The sequence below is a fragment of the Tessaracoccus terricola genome (assembly GCF_054776555.1).
Window position 1 is genome coordinate 186,317 of record NZ_BAAHBS010000007.1, and the last position, 12,414, is coordinate 198,730.

Consider the following 12,414-nt stretch of genomic DNA (forward strand, 5'->3'; position numbering starts at 1 on the left):
AAGGGCAAGCATCCAGTGTTCGACACGCTCCAGGACCGGTTGGCGGACGTATTCAAGGGTCTGCGTTCCAAGGGTCGCCTGACAGCGGCCGACATCGACACCACGATGCGCGAGATCCGCATCGCGCTGCTCGAGGCCGACGTCAACCTCGGCGTCGTCAAGGAGTTCATCGCGGCGGTCAAGGAGCGCACCCTCGGCGTCGAGGTGTCCAAGGCCCTCAACCCCTCGCAGCAGATCATCAAGATCGTCAACGAGGAACTCGTCACCATCCTCGGCGGCGAGGCCCGCACCATCCGCTTCGCCAAGCGTCCGCCCACGGTCATCATGCTGGCCGGCCTGCAGGGCGCCGGAAAGACCACCCTCGCCGGAAAGCTGGCCAAGTGGCTGCGCGCTGAGAAGCACGCCCCGCTGCTAGTCGCCGCGGACCTGCAGCGCCCCAACGCCGTCACCCAGCTCCAGGTGGTCGGAGAACGCGCCGGCGTGCACGTCTTCGCGCCCGAGCCCGGCAACGGCGTCGGTGACCCCGTCAAGGTGGCGCGCGACGCCATCGAGCACGCCCAGCGTCGCCTCTACGACGTCGTGATCGTCGACACCGCCGGCCGTCTCGGCATCGACGAGACCCTGATGCAGCAGGCCGCGGACATCAAGGCCGCCGTGAACCCCGACGAGGTCCTGTTCGTCGTCGACGCCATGATCGGCCAGGACGCGGTCAACACCGCGAAGGCCTTCGACGAGGGCATCGGCTTCGACGGTGTGGTCCTCACCAAGCTCGACGGCGACGCCCGCGGCGGTGCGGCACTGTCCATCGCGAAGGTGGTCGGCAAGCCGATCATGTTCGCCTCGAACGGCGAGGGCCTGGGGGACTTCGACGTCTTCCACCCGGACCGCATGGCCAGCCGCATCCTCGGCATGGGCGACGTCCTGACCCTCATCGAGCAGGCCGAGAAGACCTTCGACGCCGAACAGTCGCGTGCCGCCGCCGAGAAGCTGATGGGCGGCAAGGCCAAGTTCAGCCTGGACGACTTCCTCGGCCAGATGCAGCAGCTGCGCAAGATGGGGCCGCTGTCCAAGATCTTCGGGATGCTCCCCGGCGCCGGCCAGTTCAAGGACGCCATCAACGAGATCGACGAGAAGGAAGTGGACCGGATCGAGGCCATCATCAGGTCGATGACCCCGGCCGAGCGCGACGACGTCGCCATCCTCAACGGCTCCAGGCGCGCCCGCATCGCGAAGGGCTCGGGCACCGAGGTCTCCGACGTCAACCAGCTCGTCAACCGCTTCGTCGAGGCCCGCAAGATGATGGAGCGGATGGCCGGCGGAGGTGGCATGCCCGGGATGCCGGGAATGCCGGGCGGGATGGCCGGTATGCCCGGTGCCCCGGGCGGTGGGGGTCGGGCAGCCAAGCGGCAGGGCAAGAAGGCCGCCAAGAAGCGCGGCCACAAGGTCTCCGGCAACCCGGCGAAGCGGCGCCAGCAGGAACTCGGCCTGGACCAGCCCAAGCAGCAGCAGGCGCCCCAGACCATGGACGACTTCGAGTTGCCCCCCGAGCTGCAGAAGATGTTCGACCAGAACAAGTAGCTCACGGGGCCCCGAGGGTTCGGAGCCGATTGCCGGGTACTAGGGTTCGGGCATGAGTGAAACCGGACCGTTCCACATCCACGGGGTAGTGCTGCCCGGGGACGAACCCACCGACCTCTACGTCGTCGACGGAGTGGTCAGCCCCGAGCCGGTGCCCGGCGCCACCACCATCGCGCGCAACGCCTGGATCCTGCCCGGGCTCGTGGACGCGCACTGCCACATCGGGCTCGGCCCCGGCGGCGCGGTCGACGACGCGACGACGCTCTCCCAGGCCCGTGCGGACCTCGCCGCCGGCACGATGCTCATCCGCGACGCCGGTTCCCCCTCCGACACCCGCTGGGTGCAGGAGCGTCCCGACCTGCCGCGCCTGGTCCGCAGCGGCCGGCACGTCGCCAGGCCCAAGCGCTACATCCGCGACCTCGGCGTCGAGGTGGAGCCCGAGGACCTCGTCGAGCAGGTCCGCCTCCAGGCCCGCGCCGGGGACGGCTGGGTGAAACTCGTGGGGGACTGGATCGACCGCAGCATCGGGGACCTCGCACCCCTCTGGCCGGCCGACGTCGCCGCTGCCGCCATCGCCGCCGCCCACGACGAGGGCGCCCGGGTGACCGCCCACGTGTTCGGGGAGCAGGCCGTGGCCGAACTCGTCTCGGCCGGCATCGACTGCATCGAGCACGGCACCGGCATGACCGATGACGTCATCGAGGAGATGGCGGCCCGCGGCACAGTGCTGGTCCCCACGGTGATCAACCTCAACCGCTTCCCCGACTACGCGGCTCCCGGCAGGGAGAAGTACCCGAACTTCTCCCACCACCTGATGCACCTCTACGAGCGACGCTTCGAGACGCTCGGGCGCGCCATCGAGGCCGGCATCGAGGTCCATGCCGGCACCGACGCGGGGACCGTCGTGCCGCACGGGCAGATCCAGGACGAGATCGCGGAACTCTCAGGACTCGGAGGAACCGCGTTCGCGCTCGAGGCGGCCAGCTGGGGAGCCCGTGCCTGGCTCGGAGCCGACAACCTCAACCCGGGAGCCAGCGCCGACCTGATCGTGTGCGCGGCGGACCCGCGGGAGCACCTGCCGACGCTGCGCAACCCCTTGGCCAAGCTGCTGCGTGGGGTTCCCGTCTGACGTCTGGCGCGCTGGAGTGACAAAATGGGGGCATGGGCCCGCGCAGTGTGAACGCAGCCGTCGGCATCGCAGCCGGAGCGGTGACCCTCGGCATGTCCGAGGTGTTGGCAGCGGCACTGGTGCGCACCCTGGGCTCCGAAGCCACGCCGTCGCCGCTGCTGGCGGTGGGCGCTGCGTTCGTGGACCTCACGCCTGCCTGGTTGAAGGACTGGGCCATCGCTACGTTCGGGACGGCTGACAAGATCGCCCTGTTCGTCGGCATGGGACTTGTGCTCGTCCTGCTCTGCGCACTCCTGGGGGTGCTGGCGGGATGGAACCGCGTCGTCGGCTCCGTGGGGTTGGGCATCGGCGGGCTGCTGGGCGTCGCTGCGGTCCTCACCCGCGCCGATGTGGCCTGGCTGGATGCGCTGCCCACCATCGGTGGGGTGGTCGCGGGGATCCTGACGCTGCGGGCGTTGCTGCGGCGGGCGGACGAAGAGGGGGCCGGCGACGGCATCGGCCGCCGGGACCTGCTCGCCCGGACAGGTGGTGCCGCGGTTCTCGGACTCGTCGGACTGGGGGTGGGGCGAGGCTTGCAGAGTGCCGTCGACACCACCCGACAGGCGCGGGAGGAGTTCGAGGTACCCGACGTCGCGGAGCCGGTGGTGGTGCCCGAGACGGCGCTCGCGACGGTCACCGGACAGACCGCCTTCCAGACGCCCAACGACGTGTTCTACCGGATCGACACGGCACTGGTGGTCCCGCAGGTGGACCCGGCCACCTGGACGCTGCGCGTCACGGGGCTGGTGGAGAACGAACTCGAGATCAGCCTCGCGGACCTGCTGGCGGAGGCCCACGTCGAGGCCCTGGTCACCCTCACCTGCGTCTCGAACCCGGTCGGTGGGGGACTGGCGGGCAACGCGGTCTGGACCGGCTGGCCGGTGCGCATTCTCCTGGAGCGTGCCGGGGTGCGGCCCGAAGCGGACATGGTGCTGTCCCGGAGCGTCGACGGCTGGACGGCCGGCACGCCGATCGAGGCTCTCACCGATGGGCGGGACGCCCTCCTGGCGGTCGGGATGAACGGTGAGCCGCTGCCGCCGGAGCATGGGTTCCCCGTGCGGCTCGTGGTCCCCGGGCTCTACGGCTACGTCTCCGCCACCAAGTGGGTGACCGAGCTGAAGGTGACCCGGTTCGACGCCGACGAGGGCTACTGGACCCCACGCGGTTGGGCCGAGCGTGGCCCCATCAAGTCCGCCTCCCGCATCGACGTACCACGCGCCGGTGCCCGGCTGCCGGCCGGCGGGACCACCGTCGCCGGTGTCGCCTGGGCCCAGACCCGCGGCGTCGATGCCGTCGAGGTGCGCGTTGACGGCGGGGACTGGCTGCCCGCCGAGCTGCGGGAGGAGCCCACGATCGACGCGTGGCGGTTGTGGTCCCTGGAACTGGACCTGCAACCCGGGGAGCACGAACTCCAGGTGCGGGCGACCGACGGGCTGGGTCGGGTCCAGACCGACCGCGTCGTACCACCGGCGCCGGACGGCGCCAGCGGTTGGCACACCGTCTCCGTCACCGCCGGCTAGCCGGTCTCCGCCTCGTGGGGGAGGGCCCGCTCACCCACCCGGCTGAATTGTCCACAGGACCGCCGCAGGTCGTGGCAGGTGGCCCGCCGGCGCTGCTTCACTTGGGGTCCACAGCAACTCCAGGAGGCGCCGAATGAGCTCGTCGAACACCCCTAACGACACCACCCCCGCCGAGGACCCAACCATTGCCCCACAGCCCGGCAACTACCCGCCACCGCTGCAGTATGCGCAACCATCCCCGCAGCCGACGCCGCCGGGAGGGTTCAAGCGCGGCTTCGGCAAGGGCATCGGCCTCGGCCTGGGTCTGACCGTGATGGTCACCGCGCTGGCGGTCGTCGGCGGCATCATGTCCGTCCTGTCCCTCAGCGTGCTCGCCGGAGCCTCCTCGGGTGACGCCCAGACCACCACCACCGAGACCATCTGGGGAGAGGCCGGGGCGGGCTCCGAGCTCAGGGCCATCGAGATCTCGGGCGCCATCATGACCTCGGCCTCCGAGGGCGGCCTGCTCGCCGCCGGCACCTACGGCTACGAGGTGGCCGACATGCTCGACGAACTGGAGGCCGACGACGCCGCCGGCGTCGTGCTGCTCGTGAACACCCCCGGCGGCAGCATCACCGGGTCCCGCGCCATCTCCGACGCGATCCTCCGATACCAGGAGCGCACCGGGCAGCAGGTCATGGTGCACGTGCAGGGCATGTCCGCCTCCGGCGGCGTCTACTCGACGGCCCCCGCCGACGTGATCTATGCCGACCACGGCTCCATCATCGGCAGCATCGGCGTCATCTACGGGCCCTTCGTGCACTACGACGGCGTCGTCGCCACCAGCGGCTCGCTCCTCGAGACCGGCGTCACCACCACGGGCGGCATCACGCAGGAGTACATCACCCGGGGCACGGGCAAGGATGCCGGCCAGCCCTTCCGGGAGCTGACCGAGGGTGAGCGCCAGATGTTCGCCGACCTCATCCAGCCCGAGTACGAGCGCTTCGTCGAGCACATGGCCACCCACCGCGGCATGGACGCCACCCGCATCGTCGAGGAGTTCGGCGCCGGCATCTTCGAGTCCGGCAAGGCCGAGGACCTCGGCTACATCGACGGCACCATGGGCCGCGACGAGTTCTTCCGCGAGGCCGCCACCCGTGCCGGGCTCGACCCGGAGGACACTGCCGTGGTGCGGCTCGCAGCTCCCGGGGCGTTCGAGTCGCTGTTCGGCATCGAGCGGGTGTGGGGCCACTCGCCCGCCCTCGAGCCCGCGGCGGGTGAGGTGCCATTCATCAACGCCGGCATCTGTGGTGGCCGTTCGCCGCTGGTGTTCACCGGTGACCTGGCCGCGGTCTGCGGGTAGGGCAGGGCTCAGCCCCACCCGAGTTCGTGGAGCCGCTCCTCGTCGATGCCGTGGTAGTGGCCCAGTTCGTGGAGGAGGGTGATCTCCAACTCGTCCAGGAGGTCATCCTCGTCCTCGCACATCCGGGTGAGGGGGCCGCGGAACAGCACCACCCTGTCCGGCAACTGGCCCATGCCGTAGCTGGTGTCGCGATCCGTCAGGGCGGTGCCCTCGTACCAGCCGAGCGTGTCGGAACCGTCCTCGGGTTCGTCCTGGGTGACGATCACGACGTTGTCGAGACCGTCGAGGAGTTCCGGCGGCAGGTTTCCCAGTGCCTCGTCCACCAGTTCGTCGAAGCGTTCCTCGGGCAGATCCATGGCCCGAACACTAGTGCCGGGTGAACTTTTGGGCGAGAGGGCCAGAATCTGGCACAATGAGCGATGCACTTGTGCTCGTTGGCGCCCTCTAACTCTGACAGCACGGTCCAACCGGCTTTGCGGACGGCGTGCCCCACACGTCGCACCGCACACCACACGACTCGTCTGGGACCCAGACAAAACACACAGGAGAACCCACACCAGTGGCAACCAAGATTCGTCTGAAGCGGTTCGGCAAGATCCGCTCCCCGCACTACCGCATCGTCATCATGGACTCCCGCGCGCACCGCAACGGCAAGGCCATCGAGGAGATCGGTCTCTACCACCCGAAGAACGACCCGTCGGTCATCCAGGTGGACTCCGAGCGCGCCCAGTACTGGCTGTCCGTGGGCGCCCAGCCCACCGAGGCCGTCGTCGCGATCCTGAAGCGCACGGGCGACTGGCAGAAGTTCAGCGGCGACACCTCGCCGTCGGGTATCGACCCGCAGCCCGAGAAGCGTGACCGCGAGGCCGAGTTCGCCAAGGCCCTGGCCGAGGACGGCGACGCCACCGCGCCCGCCATCTCGAAGGCCAAGGCAAAGGCGGAGGAGAAGGCCGCCGAGGAGGCCAAGGCAGCCGAGGCCGCGAAGGCCGAAGAAGCCGAGGCTCCTGCCGACGAGGCCGCCGAGGCCCCCGCCGACGAGGCCTGAGATGCTGGCTGAGGCGCTGGAGCACCTCGTCGCGGGCATCGTCTCGAACCCGGACGACGTGCGTGTCAAGGACAAGGACCTGCGTCGTGGGCGCCTGCTCGAGGTCCGGGTCCACCCCGACGACGTCGGCAAGGTGATCGGCCGCCAGGGTCGCACCGCGCAGGCGCTGCGCACCGTCGTGGGTGCGCTGGCCGGAAACGAACAGGTCCGCGTCGATTTCGTCGACGTCGACCGCCCGCGCCGTCACTGAGGGCGTCGAAGAACCGCGAGTGCCCCGGATCCGTCAAGGACCGGGGCACTTCGCATCCGCAGAACTTCCAGGAGGGACAACCGTGAGCGACGTGGTCGAGGTCATCGTGGGCCGGGTGGGGCGGGCCCACGGCATCAAGGGTGCCGTCACCATCGACGTGCGCACCGACGAACCCGGCCGCCGCTTCGTCAAGGGCGCCAAGTTGCGTCGGGGCGACGGCGGAGAGCTCGAGCTGGGCTCCGTCGCGTGGCAACGCGGCAAGCTCCAGGTGACGTTCGTGGGCCACCCGGACCGGACCGCCGTCGAGGCGTTGCGCGGCGTGGACCTGCTCATGGACGTACCGGCCGACGAGCAACCGAGCGAGGCCGAGGAGTACTTCGATCGGCAGCTCGTGGGCCTGCGGGTCCTCGACGACGACGGTTCGGAGGTCGGCGCCGTCGCCGAGGTCCTCCACCTGCCCGCGCAGGACGTGCTGCAGCTGGACACGCCCGCGGGGGAGCGGCTCGTGCCGTTCGTCAAGGCGTTGGTGCCCGAGGTGGACCTGGCGGCCGGCACGCTCACGTTGGCCCCGGTGGAGGGGCTGCTGGAGGACCTGGAGTGAGGCTCGACGTCGTCACCATCTTCCCCGACTACCTGGCGCCCCTGTCCCTGTCCCTGGTGGGCAAGGCCATCACCTCGGGCATCGTGGACCTGCACGTCCACGACCTGCGGAGCTGGACCCACGACCGCCACCACACCACCGACGACACCCCCTATGGCGGGGGTGCCGGCATGGTGATGAAGCCCGAGCCCTGGGGCGAGGCGCTGGACGCGCTCGCCGAGGCGGACCCGACGCCCATGACCATCGTGGTCCCCACGCCCGCGGGGCAGCCGTTCTCACAGCGGTTGGCGCACGAACTGGCCGAGCGGGAGCGGCTCGTGTTCGCATGCGGCCGCTACGAGGGCATCGACCAGCGCGTCCTCGACGAGTTCGCCGAGAACCACGAACTGGTCGAGGTCAGCCTCGGGGACTACGTGCTCAACGGCGGTGAGGTGGCCGTGCTCGCCATCACAGAGGCCGTGGTCCGGCTCCTGCCCGGCGTGGTGGGCAATCCCGCCTCCCTGGTCGAGGAGTCCCACTCACTCGAGCACGAGCTGTTGGAGTACCCCAACTACACCAAGCCGCCACTGTGGCGCGGCCGCGCTGTGCCCGAGGTGCTGCTCAGCGGCAACCACGGCCTGATCGCAGCATGGCGCCGTGAGCAGGCTCTCGAACGGACCCGGCAGCGCCGGCCGGACCTGCTGGACTGAACCAATCCCGACCTTAGTTTCGCTAGGGATTTCATGCCTAAATCGGAAATGCGCGGTGCGGCACGCTGAAAGCCACCCCGCGTGAGAATGTCGGGTGTCATGGGGCTAAAGTGACCTTCGTGGCAATCAAACTCTCGACTCATCAGCGCGCACTTCGGTCCAGCGTTGTGAAGAAGGCTGTGATGGCGGTGAGTGGCCTCATCATGGTGGCCTTCCTGCTCATGCACATGTACGGAAACCTGAAGATGTTCTCGGGTGCCGAGGCCTTCGACCACTACGCGCACTGGCTCAAGGGCGACATCCTCTACCCGATCGTCCCCCAGGGTTGGTTCATCTGGATCTTCCGGGTGGTCCTGCTCGCGGCCCTCGTGCTGCACATGTGGGCGGCCATCAGCCTCAGCATCAGCACGCTCAAGGTGCGCGGCGACGGCTACCAGACCACCAAGCGACTGGACCAGACCTACTCGGCGCGCACCATGCGTTGGGGCGGCATCATCCTGTTCGTGTTCATCGTCTTCCACCTGTTGCAGTTCACGGTGAAGTGGGTCACGCCGGGCTTCGACGCCCTGCAGGCCGGACCCTTCGAGATGGTGGTGCTCAGCTTCCAGCAGTGGTGGCTGGTGCTCGTCTACGCCATCTCCATGGTGGTCGTGTGCATGCACGTGCGCCACGGCTTCTGGAGCGCGTTCGCGACGCTCGGGGCCAACTCCTCGGCCAAGTCCCGCAAGGTGCTCAACGTGCTCGCCATTGCCGCCGCAGCCCTGCTCTTCATCGGCTTCATGCTCCCGCCGCTGGCCGTACTGTTTGGATGGATCACACTGTGACTGAGACCCGAATGCTCCCCACCGACTTCTACACCGAGGGTGCCGACATCGCCGACGCCAAGGCGCCCGACGTCGAGATCGAGAAGGTCTGGGAGACCCGCAAGTTCCAGGCCCGCCTGGTCAACCCCGCGAACCGCCGCAAGCTCTCGATCATCATCGTGGGCACCGGACTCGCCGGCGGCGCTGCCGCCGCGACGCTGGGTGAGGCCGGCTACAACGTCCTCAACTTCTGTTACCAGGACAGCCCGCGTCGGGCCCACTCGATCGCCGCGCAGGGCGGCATCAACGCGGCCAAGAACTACCGCAACGACGGCGACTCGGACTACCGCCTGTTCTACGACACGGTCAAGGGCGGTGACTACCGCTCCCGCGAGACCAACGTCTACCGGCTGGCGGAGGTCTCGGCCAACATCATCGACCAGTGCGTCGCCCAGGGCGTCCCGTTCGCCCGCGAGTACGGCGGCCTCCTCGACACCCGCTCGTTCGGTGGCGTACAGGTGCAGCGCACCTTCTATGCCCGCGGTCAGACGGGCCAGCAGCTCCTGATCGGTGTCTACCAGCAGCTGGAGCGGCAGGTGGCGGCCGGCACGGTGAAGATGTACACCCGCCACGAGATGGTGGAGCTCATCGTCGTCGACGGCCGGGCCCGGGGCATCGTCACCCGCAACATGGTCAACGGCAAGGTGGAGGCCTGGACCGCCGACGCGGTGGTGCTGGCCACCGGCGGCTACGGCAACGTGTTCTTCCTGTCCACCAACGCGATGGGCTGCAATGTCACGGCCTCGTGGCGTGCCCACCGCAAGGGCGCCCACTTCGCCAACCCCTGCTACACGCAGATCCACCCCACCTGCATCCCCGTGCACGGCGAGACCCAGTCCAAGCTCACGCTGATGTCCGAGTCGCTGCGCAACGACGGCCGCATCTGGGTGCCGAAGAAGGCCGAGGACTGCGGCAAGGACCCACGCCAGATCCCGGAGGAGGACCGCGACTACTACCTGGAGCGGATCTACCCCTCCTTCGGCAACCTGGTTCCCCGTGACATCGCCTCCCGCCAGGCGAAGTACATGTGCGACGACGGCCGCGGCGTCGGCCCTGCCGTTCGTGAGATCGGCGTCGACGGCACCGAGCAGATGGTGCGTCGCGGCGTCTACCTCGATTTCGCGGACGCCATCGAGCGGCTCGGCCAGTCGGCCGTCGCCGCCAAGTACGGCAACCTGTTCGACATGTACCAGCAGATCACCGGTGAGAACCCGTACGAGGTTCCCATGCGGATCTACCCCGCTGTCCACTACACGATGGGTGGGCTCTGGGTGGACTACGACCTGCAGTCCTCCATCACCGGCATGTACGTGTGCGGCGAGGCCAACTTCTCCGACCACGGTGCCAACCGTCTCGGCGCCTCGGCGTTGATGCAGGGTCTGGCCGACGGCTACTTCGTGCTGCCGAACACCATCAACGACTACCTCGCCGACGCCCCCTTCGAGAAGCTCGCCGACGACCACCCGGACGTCGTGGAGGCCGTCACCTCCGCGAAGGCCAGGATCGACAAGCTGCTGTCCATCCAGGGGACCCGCTCCGTCGACTCCTTCCACAAGGAACTCGGCCACATCATGTGGGAGTACTGCGGCATGGAGCGCACGGAGGAGGGCCTGATCAAGGCCATCGGCCTGATCCGCAAGCTGAAGGAGGAGTACTGGAGCAACGTCCGCGTCACCGGCGTGAACGAGGACTTCAACCAGGCCCTCGAGCGGGCCGGCCGCGTGGCCGACTTCTTCGAGCTCGGTGAGCTGATGTGCATCGACGCCCTGCACCGCCGCGAGTCCTGCGGCGGCCACTTCCGCGCCGAGTCCCAGACCCAGGACGGTGAGGCGCTCCGCCACGACGACGAGTTCCTCTACGTCGGCGCGTGGGAGTGGGGAGGCGAGGGCGGCAAGCCGGTCCTGCACCGCGAACCCCTCAACTACAAGGCAATCGAACTGAAGCAACGGAGTTACAAGTGAAGCTCAAGCTACGAATCTGGCGTCAGGCCGGGCCGAACGCCACGGGCCGAATGGTTGACTACGACATCGACGGCGTCTCCGAGGACATGTCCTTCCTCGAGATGCTCGACCTGCTCAACGAGAACCTCACCGAGGCCAACCAGGAACCCGTCGCATTCGACCATGACTGCCGCGAGGGCATCTGCGGCATGTGTGGTGTGGTCATCAACGGTGTCGCCCACGGCGCCGACAAGATGCGCACCACCACCTGCCAGCTCCACATGCGTTCCTTCGAGGACGGGGCCACCATCGAGATCGAGCCTTGGCAGGCGGGTGCCTTCCCGGTGCTGAAGGACCTGGCCGTGGACCGGTCCGCGTTCGACCGCATCATCCAGGCCGGCGGCTTCATCTCGTCGAACACGGGCTCGGCCCCCGACGCCCACGCCACGCCGGCGCCCAAGCGGGAGGCGGACCAGGCCTTCGACAACGCCACCTGCATCGGGTGCGGCGCCTGCGTCGCGGCCTGCCCGAACAGCTCCGCGATGCTGTTCACCTCGGCCAAGATCCAGCACCTGGCGCTGCTGCCGCAGGGCCAGCCGGAACGCTACACCCGCGTGAAGTCGATGGTGGCCCAGCACGACGCCGAGGGCTTCGGCAACTGCACCAACATCGGCGAGTGCGCCGCGGTCTGCCCGAAGGGCATCCCGCTGGAGTCCATCTCCCAGCTGAACAAGGACCTCGTGAAGTCGCTGTTCATGAAGGACGGCAAGTAGGACCACGAACCCATCCGGGCGGGCCAGGGCATTCGCTTTGGTCCGCCCGCTGGCGTTGTGGCACAATTGGTAGTTGTTGCCAGTGGGCAACCCACTCAGTTCCAGCTCCTGCCACGGGGGGATCGTCTGGAGTGGGTGTGAATCCGAACCAACCGCGGTGACCTGTGGCACTGACGAGGACACAACATGACCAATCTGCTGATCCAGGAGCTCGACAAGGCCTCCCTGCGTGACGACCTCCCGGCCTTCCGCGCCGGTGACTCCGTCAAGGTGCACGTCAAGGTCGTCGAGGGCAGCCGCTCCCGCGTCCAGGTGTTCGCCGGCGTCGTCATCGCCCGCAACGCGGGTGGCGTCCAGGAGGCCTTCACCGTTCGCAAGGTGAGCTTCGGCGTCGGCGTGGAGCGCACGTTCCCGCTGCACAGCCCCATCATCGACAAGATCGAGGTCGAGCGTCGTGGTGACGTTCGTCGCGCCAAGCTGTACTACCTGCGCGGCCTGCGTGGCAAGGCAGCCAAGATCCGCGAGAAGCGCTGATCACAGCAACTCTGAGGCGGAGCCGTCGGTCCAGGACCGGCGGCTCCGTCGCATTCCCGCCTCGGAGCGCCCTGCACGGGTGGTTCGCCGAGCGGCGCTATGATCCTTTGG

13 protein-coding genes are annotated in these 12,414 nt (G+C 68.6%); 12 read left to right on the forward strand and 1 reads right to left on the reverse strand.

Annotation, left to right across the window (positions count from 1 at the left end):
- The first annotated feature begins 15 nt into the window (after positions 1-15).
- The 4 genes from ffh (at position 16) to ACYU7G_RS16815 (ending at position 5,608) form a co-directional block, all read left to right on the forward strand.
- The gene (ffh, locus tag ACYU7G_RS16800; RefSeq protein WP_461109965.1) at positions 16-1,578 is read left to right on the forward strand and encodes a signal recognition particle protein; all 1,563 of its coding nucleotides are present in this window, start codon (positions 16-18) and stop codon (positions 1,576-1,578) included.
- Between the two features lie 52 nt (positions 1,579-1,630).
- Positions 1,631-2,707, forward strand: a complete 1,077-nt coding sequence (locus tag ACYU7G_RS16805; protein ID WP_461109967.1) for an amidohydrolase family protein — start codon at positions 1,631-1,633, stop codon at positions 2,705-2,707.
- A gap of 32 nt (positions 2,708-2,739) precedes the next feature.
- Entirely contained in the window at positions 2,740-4,266 is a 1,527-nt protein-coding gene (locus tag ACYU7G_RS16810; RefSeq protein WP_461109968.1) for a molybdopterin-dependent oxidoreductase, read from the forward strand.
- Between the two features lie 133 nt (positions 4,267-4,399).
- Positions 4,400-5,608: a S49 family peptidase gene (locus tag ACYU7G_RS16815; protein WP_461109970.1), complete on the forward strand. Its 1,209-nt coding sequence runs from the start codon at positions 4,400-4,402 to the stop codon at positions 5,606-5,608.
- 8 nt (positions 5,609-5,616) lie between these two features.
- Here the strand turns inward: ACYU7G_RS16815 and ACYU7G_RS16820 are convergent, their stop codons facing one another.
- Positions 5,617-5,964, reverse strand: a complete 348-nt coding sequence (locus ACYU7G_RS16820) for a metallopeptidase family protein (protein ID WP_461109971.1) — start codon at positions 5,962-5,964, stop codon at positions 5,617-5,619.
- 203 nt (positions 5,965-6,167) lie between these two features.
- Between ACYU7G_RS16820 and rpsP the strand changes: the two genes are divergently transcribed.
- The 8 genes from rpsP (at position 6,168) to rplS (ending at position 12,303) form a co-directional block, all read left to right on the forward strand.
- Positions 6,168-6,653: a 30S ribosomal protein S16 gene (gene rpsP / locus ACYU7G_RS16825; protein WP_461109973.1), complete on the forward strand. Its 486-nt coding sequence runs from the start codon at positions 6,168-6,170 to the stop codon at positions 6,651-6,653.
- A gap of 1 nt (position 6,654) precedes the next feature.
- Positions 6,655-6,903, forward strand: a complete 249-nt coding sequence (locus ACYU7G_RS16830; protein ID WP_461109975.1) for an RNA-binding protein — start codon at positions 6,655-6,657, stop codon at positions 6,901-6,903.
- A gap of 82 nt (positions 6,904-6,985) precedes the next feature.
- Positions 6,986-7,504 carry a ribosome maturation factor RimM gene (gene rimM / locus ACYU7G_RS16835; RefSeq protein WP_461109977.1) on the forward strand — a complete coding sequence of 173 codons (519 nt, stop codon included), beginning with the start codon at positions 6,986-6,988 and terminating at the stop codon, positions 7,502-7,504.
- Complete coding sequence (trmD, locus tag ACYU7G_RS16840) at positions 7,501-8,193, forward strand: tRNA (guanosine(37)-N1)-methyltransferase TrmD (protein ID WP_461109980.1); 693 nt, start codon at positions 7,501-7,503, stop codon at positions 8,191-8,193. Before rimM ends, trmD begins: the two co-directional genes overlap by 4 nt.
- Positions 8,194-8,375: 182 nt before the next feature.
- Positions 8,376-9,017, forward strand: coding sequence for a succinate dehydrogenase cytochrome b subunit (locus tag ACYU7G_RS16845; protein WP_461109982.1), 642 nt, complete (start codon positions 8,376-8,378; stop codon positions 9,015-9,017).
- Positions 9,002-11,017 (forward strand): fumarate reductase/succinate dehydrogenase flavoprotein subunit, encoded by a 2,016-nt coding sequence (locus ACYU7G_RS16850; RefSeq protein ID WP_461109984.1) that lies wholly within the window; start codon positions 9,002-9,004, stop codon positions 11,015-11,017. The genes ACYU7G_RS16845 and ACYU7G_RS16850 overlap by 16 nt, the downstream gene beginning before the upstream one ends.
- A complete protein-coding gene (locus ACYU7G_RS16855) occupies positions 11,014-11,769 on the forward strand; it encodes a succinate dehydrogenase/fumarate reductase iron-sulfur subunit (protein ID WP_461109986.1) in 756 nt (251 codons plus the stop codon). Before ACYU7G_RS16850 ends, ACYU7G_RS16855 begins: the two co-directional genes overlap by 4 nt.
- Positions 11,770-11,955: 186 nt before the next feature.
- Positions 11,956-12,303, forward strand: a complete 348-nt coding sequence (gene rplS, locus ACYU7G_RS16860) for a 50S ribosomal protein L19 (RefSeq protein WP_461109987.1) — start codon at positions 11,956-11,958, stop codon at positions 12,301-12,303.
- Positions 12,304-12,414: the final 111 nt, after the last annotated feature.